Annotated in this window: 15 protein-coding genes; 6 read left to right on the plus strand and 9 right to left on the minus strand. The window is 73.7% G+C overall.

Annotated features, from left to right (window positions below; all coding sequences use genetic code 11):
* The first annotated feature begins 226 nt into the window (after window positions 1-226).
* The 6 genes from CFI00_RS04560 to CFI00_RS04585 all read left to right on the plus strand — a co-directional run bounded on the left by CFI00_RS04560 (window position 227) and on the right by CFI00_RS04585 (window position 5,543).
* Window positions 227-775 (plus strand): N-acetyltransferase, encoded by a 549-nt coding sequence (locus tag CFI00_RS04560; protein ID WP_207084087.1) that lies wholly within the window; start codon window positions 227-229, stop codon window positions 773-775.
* Window positions 776-817: 42 nt separating this feature from the next.
* Window positions 818-2,497, plus strand: coding sequence for an ATP-binding cassette domain-containing protein (locus tag CFI00_RS04565; RefSeq protein WP_207084088.1), 1,680 nt, complete (start codon window positions 818-820; stop codon window positions 2,495-2,497).
* Window positions 2,494-3,531: a GNAT family N-acetyltransferase gene (locus CFI00_RS04570; RefSeq protein WP_207084089.1), complete on the plus strand. Its 1,038-nt coding sequence runs from the start codon at window positions 2,494-2,496 to the stop codon at window positions 3,529-3,531. The genes CFI00_RS04565 and CFI00_RS04570 overlap by 4 nt, the downstream gene beginning before the upstream one ends.
* Window positions 3,532-3,563: 32 nt before the next feature.
* Window positions 3,564-4,175 (plus strand): hypothetical protein, encoded by a 612-nt coding sequence (locus CFI00_RS04575; protein ID WP_242532679.1) that lies wholly within the window; start codon window positions 3,564-3,566, stop codon window positions 4,173-4,175.
* 91 nt (window positions 4,176-4,266) lie between these two features.
* On the plus strand, window positions 4,267-4,761 hold the full coding sequence (locus CFI00_RS04580) for a GNAT family N-acetyltransferase (protein WP_207084090.1): 495 nt from the start codon (window positions 4,267-4,269) through the stop codon (window positions 4,759-4,761).
* Window positions 4,758-5,543, plus strand: a complete 786-nt coding sequence (locus CFI00_RS04585; RefSeq protein WP_207084091.1) for an LLM class flavin-dependent oxidoreductase — start codon at window positions 4,758-4,760, stop codon at window positions 5,541-5,543. The genes CFI00_RS04580 and CFI00_RS04585 overlap by 4 nt, the downstream gene beginning before the upstream one ends.
* Here CFI00_RS04585 and CFI00_RS04590 read toward each other — a convergent pair.
* The 9 genes from CFI00_RS04590 to CFI00_RS04630 form a co-directional block, all read right to left on the minus strand.
* Window positions 5,524-6,801 (minus strand): WD40 repeat domain-containing protein, encoded by a 1,278-nt coding sequence (locus tag CFI00_RS04590; RefSeq protein WP_207084092.1) that lies wholly within the window; start codon window positions 6,799-6,801, stop codon window positions 5,524-5,526. The two genes, CFI00_RS04585 and CFI00_RS04590, sit on opposite strands and share 20 nt — an antisense overlap.
* 115 nt (window positions 6,802-6,916) lie before the next feature.
* Window positions 6,917-8,068, minus strand: a complete 1,152-nt coding sequence (locus CFI00_RS04595) for an acyl-CoA dehydrogenase family protein (RefSeq protein WP_207084093.1) — start codon at window positions 8,066-8,068, stop codon at window positions 6,917-6,919.
* Window positions 8,069-8,083: 15 nt separating this feature from the next.
* Window positions 8,084-9,226, minus strand: coding sequence for an acyl-CoA dehydrogenase family protein (locus CFI00_RS04600; protein ID WP_207084094.1), 1,143 nt, complete (start codon window positions 9,224-9,226; stop codon window positions 8,084-8,086).
* 1 nt (window position 9,227) lies between these two features.
* Window positions 9,228-10,379 carry an acyl-CoA dehydrogenase family protein gene (locus CFI00_RS04605; RefSeq protein ID WP_207084095.1) on the minus strand — a complete coding sequence of 384 codons (1,152 nt, stop codon included), beginning with the start codon at window positions 10,377-10,379 and terminating at the stop codon, window positions 9,228-9,230.
* Between the two features lie 102 nt (window positions 10,380-10,481).
* On the minus strand, window positions 10,482-11,681 hold the full coding sequence (locus tag CFI00_RS04610) for a trypsin-like peptidase domain-containing protein (protein WP_207084096.1): 1,200 nt from the start codon (window positions 11,679-11,681) through the stop codon (window positions 10,482-10,484).
* Window positions 11,682-11,764: 83 nt separating this feature from the next.
* The gene (locus tag CFI00_RS04615; protein WP_207084097.1) at window positions 11,765-12,244 is read right to left on the minus strand and encodes a GNAT family N-acetyltransferase; all 480 of its coding nucleotides are present in this window, start codon (window positions 12,242-12,244) and stop codon (window positions 11,765-11,767) included.
* A 14-nt stretch (window positions 12,245-12,258) separates the two neighbouring features.
* A complete protein-coding gene (locus CFI00_RS04620; RefSeq protein ID WP_242532680.1) occupies window positions 12,259-12,786 on the minus strand; it encodes a SigE family RNA polymerase sigma factor in 528 nt (175 codons plus the stop codon).
* A 1-nt stretch (window position 12,787) separates the two neighbouring features.
* Complete coding sequence (locus tag CFI00_RS04625) at window positions 12,788-13,489, minus strand: hypothetical protein (RefSeq protein ID WP_207084098.1); 702 nt, start codon at window positions 13,487-13,489, stop codon at window positions 12,788-12,790.
* A 136-nt stretch (window positions 13,490-13,625) separates the two neighbouring features.
* Entirely contained in the window at window positions 13,626-15,932 is a 2,307-nt protein-coding gene (locus CFI00_RS04630; RefSeq protein ID WP_207084099.1) for a helix-turn-helix domain-containing protein, read from the minus strand.
* Window positions 15,933-16,011: the final 79 nt, after the last annotated feature.

Raw genomic sequence — 16,011 nt, forward strand, 5'->3', positions numbered from 1 at the left:
CAGTGCGGCCGACCGGCGCGGAGAATGCCGCCATGGACCTCGAGATCGTCACGCTGGCCGAGCGCCCGGAGCTCATGGACGTCTTCTGGGACATGGAGACGTCGTGGCCGGAGTTCATGAAGCACGACCCGATCGGCAACGGCTACTACGCCTCGCTGGAGGAGTCGCCGACTTCGTCCTGGTCTGCCTCGACGCGACGGGTCGGATGGTCGCCAAGGCGCACTCCGTGCCCTTCGTGCTGCCGGAGGGCGAGCTGCCCGACGCCGGCTGGGACTTCGCGATCCGCAGCGGGCTGCTCACCCGGCTCTGGGGTGAGGAGCCGAACGCCTGCTCCGCGGTGGAGATCGCCATCGTGCCGGAGCTCCAGGGCGCCGGCCTCTCGGGTCGCATCGTCGCCGCACTGCGGGACAACGCCGCCCGGCTCGGCTTTGGCGAGCTGCTCGCGCCGGTGCGCCCCAACGGCAAGGCCGACGTCGGTGAGCCGATGGCGGCGTACGCCCTGCGCACCCGCGCCGACGGCCTCCCGGTCGACCCGTGGCTGCGGGTCCACGTGCGGGCCGGCGGGTCCATCGACCGCGTGTGTGCACGCTCGATGGTCATCCCCGGCACCGTGGAGGAGTGGCGCGAGTGGACCGGGCTGCCCTTCGACACCACGGGCCCCGTCGTGGTGCCCGGGGCCCTGGCGCCGGTGATGTGCGACGCCGAGCACGGCACGGCCGTCTACGTCGAGCCCAACGTCTGGGTCCGGCACCCCACGGGCGCACGGGGTCGATAACCACGAGACGCGGCGACCAGGGACAGGGGAGAATCCCTTCTCGTGGGTCACGTGGATGTCGCTGGAGTGCGTTACGAGCTGCCGGACGGGCGGGTGCTGCTCGATGACGTCAGCTTCCGTGTCGGCGACGGCCAGAAGGTCGCCCTCGTCGGCGCCAACGGGGCGGGCAAGACCACCCTGCTGCGCATCGTCACCGGGGACCTCACCCCCCACGCGGGCGTCGTGACGCGCTCGGGCGGGCTGGGCGTGATGCGCCAGTTCGTCGGCCACGGAGGTGGTGACGAGACCGTCCACGACCTGCTGCTGTCGGTGGCCCCGCCGCGGGTGCGCACCGCGGCTGCGGCGGTCGACGCCGCCGAGCTCGCGTTGATGGACACCGACGACGAGCGCACCCAGATGGCCTACGCCACCGCGCTGTCGGAGTACGCCGACGCCGGCGGCTACGACGTCGAGGTGACCTGGGACGTGTGCACCACTGCCTCCATGGGCCTGCCCTTCGACCGCGCCCGCCACCGCCTGCTCAGCACGCTGTCGGGCGGTGAGCAGAAGCGGCTCGTGCTGGAGTACCTCCTGCGCGGGCCCGACCAGGTGCTCCTGCTCGACGAGCCGGACAACTACCTCGACGTCCCCGGCAAGATCTGGCTCGAGGGCCGGATCCGGGAGTCGGCCAAGACGATCCTCTTCATCAGCCACGACCGCGAGCTGCTCGACAACACCGCGACCCGCATCGTGACCGTCGAGCTCGGCAGCGCCGGCAACCTCGTGTGGACCCACCCGGGCGGCTTCGCGAGCTACCACGAGGCGCGCAAGGACCGCTTCGAGCGCTTCGAGGAGATGCGTCGTCGCTGGGACGAGGAGCACGCGAAGATCAAGGCGCTCGTGCTCCGGCTGAAGATCAAGTCGGAGTACAACGACGGCATGTCCAGCCAGTACCGCGCCGCCCAGACGCGGCTGAAGAAGTTCGAGGACGCCGGTCCGCCGGTCGAGCAGCCGCGCGAGCAGCAGGTGACGATGCGCCTCAAGGGTGGCCGCACCGGCAAGCGCGCCGTCGTGTGCACCCATCTCGAGCTGTCCGGGCTGATGCGGCCGTTCGACCTCGAGGTCTGGTACGGCGAGCGGGTGGCCGTGCTCGGCTCCAACGGCTCCGGCAAGTCGCACTTCCTGCGGCTCCTGGCCGCCGGCGGCAGCGACCCCGACGTCGAGCACCAGCCCGTCGGCGTACCTCCCGTGCCGGTGCCGCACACCGGAAACGCCAAGCTCGGCGCGCGGGTGCGACCGGGGTGGTTCGTGCAGACCCACGAGCACCCCGAGCTGGTCGGGCGCACCCTGCTGGAGATCCTGCACCGCGGCGACGAGCACCGCGACGGGATGGGCCGCGAGGCGGCGAGCCGGGTGCTCGACCGCTACGAGCTCGCGCACGCCGGCGAGCAGCGGTTCGAGTCGCTCAGCGGCGGCCAGCAGGCGCGCTTCCAGATCCTGCTGCTCGAGCTGTCCGGCGCGACCCTGCTCCTGCTCGACGAGCCGACCGACAACCTCGACGTGCAGTCCGCCGAGGCGCTGGAGGCCGGGCTCGAGGCCTTTGAGGGCACCGTGCTCGCGGTCACCCACGATCGCTGGTTCGCCCGCGGCTTCGACCGGTTCCTGGTCTACGGCGCCGACGGCGAGGTCTACGAGTCCGACGGCCCCGTGTGGGACGAGGGACGGGTGGCGCGGTCGCGATGAGCACACGACCCGCGGGCCTCGAGGTGCGTGAGCTCGACGTCCACGACGACGCCGCGTTCGCGGCCTGGCACCACGTCTACGCGACGGCCGAGCGGCACGAGCTCGGCGACGTCGCGAGCGTGTGGCAGCTCGAGGAGATCCGGGCGCTGATGCAGCACCCCGGCACGGCGGCCTGGTCCGGCGGCTGGTCGGGGATCCTCGACGACGAGGTCGTCGCGGTGGGCTGGATGCGGACGCCCCTGCTCGACAACACCGAGCTGGCCGAGCTGGCGGTGCACGTGCTCCCGTCCGCGCGCCGCCGCGGGCTGGGGACCAGGGTCCTCGACGTCCTGGAGGCGGCCGCCGTCGCCCGCGGACGGAGGGTCCTGACCGGTCTGGTCGGCTGGGAGCCCTCGCTCGGCTCGGACGGGGCAGGGGCCTCCGGTCCGGAGTTCGCCGGCGCCCACGGCTACGACCTGGCCCTGTCGGAGGTCCAGCGCGAGCTGCGGCTGCCGGTCGAGGAGACCCTGCTGGCCGGGCTCGCGGACGACGCGGCGCGCGCCCACGCGGCGTACACCCTGCGCTCGTGGGTCGGGCCGGTCCCCGACGACCTGGTCGTCGGCTGGGCGGAGCTGACCTCGAGCCTGGCCACCGAGGCGCCGACCGGGGAGCTCGACCTCGAGCCGGAGACCGTCAGCGTCGAGGTGGTGCGCGAGCGCGAGGCGACGCTCGCGAGGCAGGGCCGGACGAAGTACAACACCGTCGCGCTGGACGTCGACGGCACCGTCGTCGCCTACACCGACCTCGCGACCACGGTCCACGAGCCGGGGCGCGCCTATCAGTGGGGCACGCTCGTACGCCGTCGCGACCGCGGCCACCGCCTCGGTGTGGCCGTGAAGGTCGCCAACCTGCAGCTGCTCCAGCGCGAACGGCCCGACATCGTGCGGCTGACGACGTACAACGCTGAGGTCAACACGCACATGATCGGCGTGAACGAGGCGCTGGGCTTCCGTCCGGTCGCCTTCCTGGGGGACTTCCAGAAGCGGCTTGGCTGACGGGGCGGATCGATCCGGCTACCGTGCGTCCGGTGCCCGACCACGACGAGATCGTCCGCCTCTACGGCCCATGGCTGCGTCGTACGCCGGAGGACGCAGCCGCGCTCCTCGACGGCTACGAAGGCCCGTGGTGGATCGCCGGGGGCTGGGCCATCGAGGCGTTCACCGGCATCGCGCGGGAGCACGGCGACGTCGACCCCAGCATCCCTCGCTCCGACGTCGGCGCCCTCCGCCGCCACCTCGTCGGACGCCTCGGCGTGTGGGAGGCCGACGAGGGCAGGCTGCGTCCGCTGGTCGAGGGGGCTGCCCCGCTGACGGACACGTGCGAGAACCTCTGGCTGCGCCGCAGCGGTGCCGACCCGTGGGAGTACGACGTCATCCTGATGAGCACCACGCGGACGACCTGGACCTTCAAGCGGGACTCCCGGATCAGCCTGCCGCTGGCGGAGATCCTGTGGGTCCGTGACGGCATCACCTACCTCCGGCCCGAGGTGCAGCTCCTGCACAAGGCGAGGGCGTTGCGGCCGCAGGACCAAGCCGACTTCGACGCGTGCGCAGCGCTGCTCGAGCCCTCGGCGCGCACGTGGCTGCGGGACTGCCTGCGCGCCGTCCACCCGGACCATCCCTGGCTCCACGAGCTCTGACCTCGTTGTGCGGTCACCGTGGTGTGGATCCCGCACCACGGTGACCGCACAAGGCGACGGGCCCGCGCTAAGGGTGTCTAGGCTCGCGCGCATGCCTGCACCTGACCTCGACCGCCTCGGACCCGACGACTGGCGCGAGTTCCGCGACGTACGCCTCGCCTCGCTCGCCGACGCGCCGGGCGCGTTCGGCTCCCGGCACGCCGAATGGGTCGACGCGACCGAGGAGCGGTGGCGCGCGCGCCTCACCGACGTACCGCTGACGGTCGTCGCACGGGAGGCGGGGCGCCCGGTCGGGGTCGTGTCCGGCGTCCCGGCGGACGACCACGTGGAGCTCATCTCGATGTGGGTCGCGCCCGATCACCGCGGCACCGGCCTCGCGGGACGGCTCGTCGACGAGGTCGTCGCGTGGGCCGCGGCGCAGGACCTCGACACCGAGCTGATGGTGCGCGACGACAACGCGCCGGCGATCACGGCCTACGAGCGGGCCGGCTTCGCCGACCTCGGTGTCCCCGACGACTGGCCCGCGGACGAGCCGCGGGAGCGCCGGATGCGGCGCTCGCGCGGTGAGGCACGATCGACGTCATGACCACGCGCCGCGGCCTCTTCGTCGCCCCCTTCGACGCCCTCGCCGACCCACGCCTCGTCGGCGACCTGGCCGCCGAGGCGGAGGCGGCCGGCTGGGACGGCTTCTTCGTGTGGGACCACCTGCTCTACGGCGACCGCGTCACCGAGATCGCCGACCCGTGGACCTGCCTCGCGGCCGTGGCCATGCGGACCGAGCGGATGGTCCTCGGGCCCATGGTCACGCCGCTGCCACGACGCCGGCCGCAGGTACTGGCCCGGCAGGCCGCCAGCCTGGCAGTGCTCTCGGGCGGGCGGTTCGTCCTCGGTCTCGGTCTGGGCGACGACTGGGTGGGTGAGTTCAGCGCCTTCGGCGACGAGGCGGACCCCAAGGTGCGAGGTGCGATGCTGGACGAGGGGCTCGCGGTGCTGACCGGGCTGCTCGGCGGGGAGGTCGTCGAGGTCGCGGGCGAGCACCACGCGGCACACGGCGTACGCTTCCGGCCCGCGCCGGCGGTGCCGATCTGGCTGGCCGGGCGCTTCGGCAACAGGGCCCCGCTGCGCCGGGCGGCACGCCACGACGGCTTCTTCGTGATCGGCCTCGACGGGCCGGACGACCTCGACGAGGTGACGACCTCGCTCGCCGGGCACAGGCCCGCGCCCGGCTTCGACGTGGTGGTCGACCTGCAGCCCGAGCAGGACCCGGCGCCCTGGCTCGACCGGGGTGCGTCGTGGGTGCTGACCCGGATCGGCCCCTACGACCTCGACGTGGAGGTGGCGCGCCGCATCATCGCGACGGGTCCGTGACCGGGTCGGACGACGTCCGCCGCAGGACCCATCGCGAGACGAGCCAGGCCAGCAGCCCGACCAGCAGCGCCAGTCCTCCGCGCAGCCACAGAGGCCACGGGCCGCGGTCGACCTCGCCGGGCGTGACGACCTGGAGGTCGCCGACGGTGGCGGAGGCCATCTGGAAGCGGCCCACGCCGTAGCTCCCGAGGTCGCTGATCCGCATGAGCGGCTGCGGCGCGGCGCCATCGAGCGGGACGCGGGAGAGGTCGTACGCCTCCGCGCAGCACGGATCGTCGCCGGCCACCTCGAGCAGCGCCATGACCTCGCCCGCGTCGGTCCAGCCGAGCACGCGCCCGGCCTCCGCGAGCGGCAGGTCCAGGTCGTCCGGCACGTCCGTGTCGCTGCCGGACGGGTCGACGAAGGCGAGTCCGGTCGGCATCCCGGGGTCGGGGGCGCCTGCCGGGGCGCCGGAGGGCTCCAGGGTGGTCGTCGCGACCAGGCGCCCGTCAGGTGACCAGGCGGCCGGCCCGGCGAGCACGCCGAGGGTCGGCAGGTCCCGGGTGGCGCCGCTGGCCAGGTCGACGACCGAGATCCGGGCGGCGTCGTCGACGGAGGTCCCCGCCCGCTCGACCGCCAGCTCCGTCCCGTCGGGGGAGAAGGCGACCGCGGTGACGTCGTCGCCGGGCAGGAGGTCGGTGGTGTCGTCGCCGAGGTCGAGCACGCCGACCTCGCCGGCGATGCGCTCGCCGGTGTAGGGGTTGGTCGGCTCGGCGGACAGCAGGTGCGCCAGCGTCGTGCCGTCACGCGACCAGGCCACGGGCAGGACGCTCTGTCCGGTCGGGAGCGGGTGGCTGGTCGCCTCGCCGGTGAGGAGGTCGACGACCACCACGTCGGGGTCGGCGGTCTCGTGGGTGCCGACGGCCACCTTCGTGCCGTCGGGCGAGAGCAGCATCGGGGCCGGGTCGCCCTGCGAGGCGGCGCTCGCACGGTCCTCGGCCGCGTCCACGCGACGGTAGGCGTCCCCGCCAGCGCCGAGCACCACGGCCTGCGGGTAGTCGAGGAGCTCCACGCCCCAGCCGTGCTGGAACAGCGCGACGGCGGCTCCCGGCGGCGAGGATGCCACGCTGCCGGTCAGGTGGGAGTACGCCGCGAGCTCCCGTGGAACCGCCGCCCCACCCGGCTCCGCGGGGGCAGCCTCGCCCGGCGAGGTGAGCACGACGGTCAGCGCTGCTGCGCCGAGGCCGACCACCCAGGACAACCCCCTGACCACGCGCATGTCCGGACTCTAGCGACGGTGCGCGGTCATCCTGGTGCGCCGGCTGCACCAAGGGCACCGCACTGCCGTCGCGATCCCCGGGTACCCGGGGATCGCGACCCGGGGACGGGCCCGCTCAGGTGAACGCGCTGATCCCCGTCTCGGCTCGGCCGATGAGCAGCTTCTGGATCTGCGAGGTGCCTTCGTAGAGCGTCATCACGCGGGCGTCGCGGAGGTACTTCGCGACCGGGAAGTCGTCGACGTAGCCAGCGCCGCCGTGCACCTGGATCGCGTTGTTGGCCGCGCGCACCGCCGCCTCGGAGGCGAAGAGCTTCGCCTTCGAGGCGGCCACGCCGTAGGGCTCGCCGCGGTCGATCAGGTCGGCGCAGCGCCACGCGAGGAGCCGGGCGGCGTCGGCGTCGAGCGAGATGTCGGCGATGAGGTCCTGCACGAGCTGGAACGACGCGATCGGCTTGCCGAACTGCGTGCGCTGGGTGGCGTACGCCACCGACGCCTCGAGGCAGCCCTGCACGATGCCGACGCAGCCCGACGCGACCGCGAGGCGACCCTTGTCGAGGGTGCCCATCGCGATCTTGAAGCCCTGGCCGACCTCGCCGAGGCGGGCGGAGTCCGGGACGCGTACGTCGTGCAGGAACAGCTCGGCGGTCGCTTGGCCGCGCAGCCCGAGCTTGTGCTTGATCTCGCGGGCCTCGAAGCCGGGGGAGTCGGTCGGCACCAGGAACGCCGTCACGCCGCGCGGGCCGTCGTCGCTGGTGCGGGCGAAGACCAGCGCCACGTCGGCCCAGGTGCCGTTGGTGATGAAGAGCTTCTGCCCGGTGATCACCCAGTCCGAGCCGTCCTGCGTCGCGCGCGAGGTGAGGTTGCCCGCGTCGGAGCCGGTGCCGGGCTCGGTCAGCCCGAAGCAGCCGAGCTTTGTCGCGGCGGCGAGCTGCGGCAGCCACTCCTGCTTCTGCTCCTCGCTGCCGTGGAAGAGGATCGACTTGCCGACCAGCCCGCTGCTCACCGACACGATGCCGCGCAGCGCGGAGTCGGCGCGGCCGAGCTCCTCCATGGCGAGCGAGTAGGTGACGTAGTCGCCGCCCACCCCGCCGTACTCCTCGGGGATGGTCAGGCCGAAGAATCCGAGGTCGGCCATCTTCGGCACGATCGCGAGGTCGACCGACTCGTCGTGGTCCCACTGCATGCGGTGCGGGACGGCCTCGCGCTCGAGGAAGTCGCGCGCGAGCTCGCGGAAGGCCTGCTGCTCCTCGCTCAGGGAGAGGTCCATGTCAGCCCGCCCCCCTCACGACAGTGCTTCCACGAGCTCGTGGTCGGTGACCCGGCCGGCGAGGCGCGACAGGTGGTGTGGTGCGTTGCCGAGCCACTGGTCGAGCACCTCGAGGTGGGCGGTCCCGACGCCGACGGCGTACTCGGCCGTCATGCCGATGCCGCCGTGGAGCTGGATCGCCTCCTGCCCGATGTGGCGCCCGGCGCGGCTCACCTCGAGCCCGACCCGGTCGGCGGCCTCGGCCACGGCCTCGCGGTCGCCACCGGCGATCGTCATCGTCGCCCAGTCGACCATGCTGTGCGCGAGCTCGAGCGAGACGTACATGTCGGCGGCGCGGAAGGTGAGCGCCTGGAAGGTGTTGAGCGTGACGCCGAACTGCTTGCGGCTCTTGAGGTAGTCGGTCGTCGCCCGCACCTGGCTCTGCATCACGCCGAGCGACTGGTTGGCGCCCATGATGCGGGTCAGGTCGCTGATGGTGGCGATGCTCGGCGCGAGGTCGCGACCCGGTGCACCCAGCGGCGTCGCGGCGCTGCCCGCGAAGCGCACGGAGGCCGCACGCGACAGGTCGGCGGCGGCGTAGCCGGTGCGCTCGACGTCGGCGGCGTCGACCACGAAGACCCCGGTGCCGCCCTCGTCCGGCAGCGCGGCCGTCACGACGAGCACGTCGGCTGACCCACCGGCGACCACCGGGTCGGCGACGCCGTCGAGCGTCCATGTGTCACCGGAGACCGAGGCGCGCACGCCGTCCGCGCGCGAGGCCCAGCGGCCGCCGGGCGAGGTGTCGGCCGCGGCCAGCACGACCTCGCCGGCGCTGAGCCGGCCCAGCAGGTCGGCCTTCTGCTCGGGCGAGCCGAGGGCGGCGACGAGGCCGCCGGCGTGCACGACGCTGGCGAGGTAGGGCTCGGGCGCGAGCACCCGGCCCAGCTCCTGGCACACGATGCCGATCTCGACCGGTCCGGCGCCGACGCCGCCGTGCTCCTCGGCGAACGGCAGTCCGAGAACCCCCATCTCGGCCAGCCGGCCCCACAGGGCGCGGTCGAAGCCCGGCTCGTCGGCCACCGTGCGGCGCCGCGCGTCGTGGTCGGCGTACGCCGTCGCGAGCAGGCCGCGCACGGCCTCGCGCAGCGCCTGCTGCTCGTCGTCGTAGGTGAAGTCCATGTCACAGTCCCAGGATCGTGCGGCTGATGATCTGGCGCTGGATCTCGTTGGACCCGCCGTAGATCGACGCCTTGCGGAAGTTGAGGTAGGTCGGCGCGGACCGTCTGGCCCAGCCCTCCTGCGGGGAGTCCTCGTCGGCGCGCGAGGCCAGCGAGGCCGGCCCGGCGAGGTCGAGCGCGAGCTCGCTGACCGCCTGCTGGAGCTCGGTGCCGCGGAGCTTGAGGACCGAGGACGCCGGGTGCGGCTCGCCGCCGGCCGAGTGCGCCACCACGCGCAGCGCGGTGAGCTCGAGGGCGAGGAGCTGGTTCTCCAGCTCGGCGACGCGGGCCCGCACCATCGGGTCCTCCATCTGGGCGGCCGCGACGGTCTTGAGGCCGGCCAGTGCTCGCTTGGTGGCGCCGACCGGGGCGACGCCGACGCGCTCGTTGCCGAGCAGGAACTTGGCGATCGTCCAGCCCTGGCCGGGCTCGCCGACCAGCAGGTCGCCGGGCACGCGGACGTCGGTGAACCACACCTCGTTGACCTCGTGGCCGCCGTCGATGAGCTCGATCGGGCGGACTTCGACGCCGGGGGTGGTCATGTCGATGAGGAGCATCGAGATGCCGGCCTGCTTCTTGACCTCGGGGTCGGTGCGCACGAGCGTGAAGATCCAGTCGCCGTGCTGGCCGAGCGTGGTCCAGGTCTTCTGGCCGTTGACGACCCAGTCGTCACCGTCGCGCACCGCGGTGGTGCGCAGGCTGGCCAGGTCGGAGCCGGCGTCGGGCTCGGAGAAGCCCTGCGACCACCAGATGTCGAGGTTGGCGGTGTCGGGGAGGAACCGCGCCTTCTGCTCCTCGGTGCCGAACTGGGCGATGACCGGCCCGATCATCGAGGCGTTGAAGGCCAGCGGGATCGGCACGCCGGCGCGCTGCATCTCCTCGTGCCAGAGGTGGCGCTGGAGGTCGGTCCAGTCCTGGCCGCCCCACTCGGTCGGCCAGTGCGGCACAGCCAGGCCCTCGGCGTTGAGCACGCGCTGGCTCTCCACGATCTGGTCGCGGGTGAGGTGGCGACCGTCCAGGACGGTGTCGCGGATCTCCTGGGGCACCTTCGTGGTGAAGAACTCCCTCATCCGTGCGCGGAACTCCGCGTCGGCGGGGCTGAGCTCGAGCTGCATGCGACTCCTCCGGTCGGTCGGTGCCCCCATCATGTCGACCCACCGGTAACCGGTCCACGCACGCACTCCCGCCCCGCGCGCCGGGACGGGAGCGCGGGGCGCTCAGCCCTCGGTGGCGTCGCTGTCGAGGGTCACGCTCGCCTCCTGCTCCTCACCGTCGCGGAGCCACGTCACCGTGACCTCGTCGCCGGGACGGTAGGAGCGGATGGTCGCGACGAGCGAGTCGGCGCCCGTGATGCGCCGGTCGTCGATCGAGGTGATCACGTCGCCGGGCTCGATGCCGGCCACCTCGGCCGTGGACCCGGCCGTGACGTCCTCGATCCGCGCGCCCGCCTCGTCGTCGGTGATCCGGATGCCGAGGCGTGCGTGGGTCGGCGTCTCGCCCTTGGCCATCTGGTCCACGATCGGCATGACCTCGTCGATCGGGATGGCGAAGCCGAGGCCGATCGAGCCCGCCTGGCCCGACTGGCCGAACGGCGACTGCGACGCCGCGGTGCGGATCGAGGAGTTGATCCCGACGACGGCCCCGGTCATGTCGACGAGCGGACCGCCGGAGTTGCCCGGGTTGATCGCCGCGTCGGTCTGGATCGCGGGGTAGGTCGTGGAGTTGCCCTCGTCGTCGGAGCCCACGTTGACCGGGCGGTCCAGCGCGCTCACGATGCCGCTGGTGACGGTGGCGTCCAGCCCGAAGGGCGAGCCGATCGCGACGACGCCCTCCCCGACGCCGAGGTTGGCCGACTTGCCGATCGTCGCGGGCGTGAGGTCCGAGACGCCGGCTGCCTGGATCACCGCGGTGTCGGTGAGCGGGTCGGTGCCGAGGATCTCGGCCTCGGTGCTGGTGCCGTCGTCGAAGGAGACCCGGATCGCGCCGCCGTCCAGCGCCCCCTCGACCACGTGGTTGTTGGTGAGGATGGTGCCGTCGGCGGTGAGGACGATGCCCGAGCCGGACCCCGTGCCCTGCGCGCCGGCCACGTCGATCTTCACCACGCTCGGCAGCACCTCCTGCGCGACGGCCTCCACCGACCCTTCGGGGGCCGGAGCCTCGGTCTGCGACACCGGGGAGGTGGAGACGGAGCCGGCCGGCACGGAGGTCGCGGCGTCGTCGCGGGTCACGTCCCAGAGGGCCGCCCCGCCGACGCCGGCACCACCGCCCACGAGCAGCGAGGTCGCGACGACGGCCGCCGCCAGGCCCGTACGCCGTCGCCGCGGCTCGCGCTCCGGAGGGGCCGGGGGAGCGCCCCACGGGGACGGGTGCGGGGACGGGTGCTGGGGGGAGGACTGGGGGGTGGATGCGTCGCTCATGCCTCGAGCCTGCGTCGGGACCCTGTGGATGCCCTGAGAACCGGCTGGGAAGGCCCCCAGATCTCGACGGATGTCACCAGATGTCACCCAGCGTCGCGCACGGCGTACCTCGGGTGCTCCAACGGCCACTCCTGCGCGATCCACTGCGGCACCAGCGCGTCGAGCGCCTGCTCGAGCTCGGTGCCGACGCACTCGTCGACGACCCACCACGAGATCTCGGCGTCGGAGCCGGTCACCTCGGGAGGGTCGATGTAGACGCAGCCCAGCAGTGCCGTCTCGTCGGTGTCGAAGAGCGCGTAGTTGAAGGAATCGTGGGTCTCCATCTCGGCGGCGTGGCGGGCCAGGTCGGCGCGGTCGTCCTCGTGGGTCATGTCGGCCGGTGGCCAGCCCCAGGCCGCGCCGTAGATCCGCCACAGCCGCTCCCGCGACCCCATCACCGCGACCATGTCGAGGTCGGTGTCGTCGGGGTGGATGGGGCGCAGGTGGTGGCCGAAGGGGACCTCGACGCGGGTCGGGTGGACGAAGTCGTCCGGCAGCCACGGGGCGGGCGTCTGGTCGGTCACGGGTTCCTCCCGGGTCATCCAGCGAGCATGGCGCAGTCGGCACGCCGGCGGAGCGCGGCGAGCGCGCGGTGGGTGTTGGACTTGACGGTGCCGGTCGAGCACCCGAGCACGGCTGCGGTCTCGGCGATGCTGAGCTGCTCGTAGTAGCGCAGCACGACCGTGGCGCGCTGCTGCTCGGGCAGCTCGCGCACCAGGGCCCACAGCTCGCCCGTCCCGGCCTCCTCAGGACCTGGCGTGCCGGCCCGGTCCGGCACGTGCGCCGTGCTCACCTCGCCGTGGCGCCACGGCTGGCGGTGCCAGCTGACGTGCTGGCGCACGATGGTGCGCCGGAGGTAGGCGTCGGCGGCACCCTTGTCCCGCAGGCTGTCCCACCGGGCCAGCACCCGCACGAGGGAGGCCTGGAGGACGTCCTCGGCCGTGTGCGGGTCACCGGTGACCGACCACGCCCAGCGCAGCAGCACGGGTCGCCGCGCGGCGACGTACGTCGCGAAGTCGAGGTCGGTCCCCGCGACGACCCTCAGGTCCGGGGCGGTCGTCGTCACCTCACGCCGCCCTCGTCGACCGGAGCAGCCCGGCCGCCACCACGACCAGCCACAGCGGACCGGTCATCCCCGCCATGTACTGCAGCGGGCTGACCAGGAACAGGGCGGTGATGCCGCCCAGCACGAGGCTCACCCAGCCCAGCCACCGGGCGTACGCCCCCTGGCGCAGCGCCGCGCTCGCGAGCGCCAGGCCGCTCAGGCCCGCGCCGCCCCACAGCCACGGGATGGTGCCGATCCAGTGGTTGAAGAAGACCGCCGTCTCCGGCACCAGGAGCCCGGGGTCCTCGGCGAGGCCGAAGGCGAACTCCGTGGTCAGGCCCGCGCCGAGCAGCTGCGCGACGGCCACGAGCCCGAGGCCCGCGACCGCGATGCCGGGAACCAGGCTCTCGGCGGCGGTGCGCGCGCTCAGCTGACGGTGCAGGCCAGCGGCGAAGACGACCAGCAGCACGCAGGACAGCATCGTCGCGGTGTGGAAGGCGATGACCTGCGGCACCTGCTCGGACAGGCGCTCGGTGATCGCGGCGGCGTCGCCCGAGAGGTCCGGGTCGTAGACGGCGTCCACCGTCCCGCTGGCGATGGCGCCGGCGATGCCGAGGACGCCGGCGCCGAGCCCGGCGAGGACCCAGCCGCGACCGGCCGGGTCGGACCGCGGCGCCGAGGACGCCTCGGTGGTCGTGGTGGTCTGGTCGAGCGTGCTGCTCATGGCGGCTCCTGCTGTGGTGTCGGGGCACGGTGTCGTGCCGTGGCACCACCTTCGGACCGCGCGGGCCTGCGGACCACGGACAGCAGCAGGTGTACGAGTGGTGTGCGGGTCGCCCGGTCGGCCGGACCGGCGCGGATCAGCCGGGGGCGCCGAGCATCGACGCTGCGCTCTCGGGCGCGAACCCGCGCCCGGTGTCCAGCGCGTCGTCGTAGCGGTCGGCGCCGAGGTGGAGGCGCGCGGCGTCGGCGGCCGCGAGGATGGCTGCGGGGTCGGGGCGGTAGTAGCCGTAACCGTGGGCGCCCTGGGTCTCGCGGATGGCCTGCGCCGCACCCAGCAGCAGCGGCACCCGCGCGTGCTGCCCGGTGGCGGCCGCCAGCACGGCGCCGGCGTCGAGGAGGTAGGCGAGGTTGGCCTGGTCGCCGGTCTCGAGGGAGAGCCGGGTGCTCTCCTCGAGGTGGCCCCGCGCGGCCTCGTGGTCGCCACGGCCGAGCTCGACCTGGAAGAGGTTGTAGAGGGCGATGTAGGACGACAGCCGGTCCTCGCGGCCGCGCGCCGACTCCAGGCCGGCCTCGATCAGCCGCACCGCCTCGTCGGGATCACCCTCGAGCAGGGCCACCGTGCCGAGCCAGACGTGCGTGAGCCCCCAGGTCCACTGGACCTCGGCGCCCCCGCGCTCGGAGTGGCCCATCGCCTCCTCGAAGCGGTCGCGGGCCACCGCGAGATCACCGGCGACGAGCGCTGCGAGGCCCTCGCCGGCGACCGCGTTGGCGAGGATCGCGGGGTCGTCGCCGCCATGGGCGTGGGCCCGGACCCACCAGGCGCTCGCTGCCTCCACGTCGTCCATCGCGAAGGCCATCGTGGCTGCGGCGAGGGCGGCCCGGGCGTGCACCTCGTCCGGCAGGTCGGCGCTGTGGCGCAGGGCGGTCTCGGCGAAGCGCCGGCCGTGGTCGTGCTGGCCTCGCAGCCACCAGTAGAGCCAGAGCTCCCACGCCATCCTCGCCGGCGTCTCGGGGTCGCCGAGGGCCAGCGAGCGCTCTGCTGCGGCGGTGAGGTTGGCGTGCTCGAGGTCGATGCGGGTCAGGGCGGCGACCTGGCCGCCGTCGCGGTAGCTCGAGTGGTTGGCCTCGGCGACCCGGAGGTAGTGGGCTGCGTGGGCGGCGACGGACTGCTCCCACTCGCCCGCCTCGTGGAGCAGGTGGCGGGCGTACTGCGCCACCGGTTCCAGCAGGCGCATCCGGCCGCTGGGCTCGGCCACCACCAGGGAGTGCTCGACGAGCACCTCCAGGTCGCGCACCACGTCGGTCCCGTCGATGCCGCACGCCGCTGCCACGGACTCGAGGTCCGCGAGGCTGGTCCCGTCCGCGAAGGCGCCCATCAGCCGGAGCAGCCGGCGGCTGGGGCCGTCGAGGAGCCCGTGGCTCCAGTCCAGGGTCGCGCGCATGGTGCGCTGGCGCGGAGGCAGGTCGCGGGGTCCCGCCTCGAGGGCGGTGTCGAGCCGGGCGAGCAACGAGCCAGGGTCGAGCAGCCGGGCCCGCGCCGCAGCGAGCTCGAGCGCGAGCGGGAGCCCGGCGAGCCGCTGGCAGGTGGCGGTGACCGTCGCCGCCTCGTGGGGCTCGGAGCCCCATCCGGGGCTGACCCGCTGGGCACGGTCCAGGAGCAGCGTGGCGGCGGGCGAGGGCGACCCGTCGGGGAGGTCGCGCACCTCCAGCGGGTCAACGGCGTACTCCGTCTCGCCGCGCACCCGCAGTGGGGCGCGGCTGGTCGTCAGCACGGTGAGGTCCGGCACCGCCTCGACCAGGGCGGCGACGTGCGGCGCGGCGTCGAGGAGGTGCTCGACGTTGTCGAGCACGAGCAGCAGGTCCTGCCCGCGCAGCCGGTCGACGAGGTCGTCGGCCACGGGCCGGCCGGGGTCACGGACCGCGCCGACCGCCTCCGCGACGGCCGGCAGCACCTGGTCGACCTCGAGCAGTGGCGCCAGCTCCACGAGACGTACGCCGTCGGCGTAGCGCTCCTGCACCGCGGTCGCCGCAGCCAGGGCGAGGCGGGTCTTGCCCACCCCGCCGGGTCCGCTCAGCGTGACCAGCCGGCTGGCCCTCAGCAGGTCGCCGACGCGGGCGACGTCGTCGTCGCGCCCGATGAGAGGAGTGGCAGGCGTGGGCAGGGCGCGCGAGGAACGCGCCGGAACGGCGCCCGGGGACGGGCGCGCGGCCCGCGGGGGCACCGCGCCCAGCAGGGTCGTGCGCTGGTCGTCGTCGAGCTCCAGCGCCGCAGCGAGGGCGCGCAGGGTGTGGGGGTAGGGACGGGTGCGGGTGCCGCGCTCGAGGGCGCTGATGGCGTGCGGGCTGAGGGTGGCCCGCTCGGCCAGCTCCTCCTGGGACAGCCCGGCGGCCTCGCGCATGGCACGCAGCACCGAGCCGAGCGTGCCCGTGCCGACGTCGCCCACCCACGCCTCCCCTGTGGTTCCGTGACGGGGAGTGTAATGAGCGTGGAGGCCGTGTGCGCCGAGGTTTTCCCGATCAGTT

Source organism: Nocardioides sp. S5 (assembly GCF_017310035.1).
In the GTDB taxonomy this organism is placed as follows: domain Bacteria; phylum Actinomycetota; class Actinomycetes; order Propionibacteriales; family Nocardioidaceae; genus Nocardioides.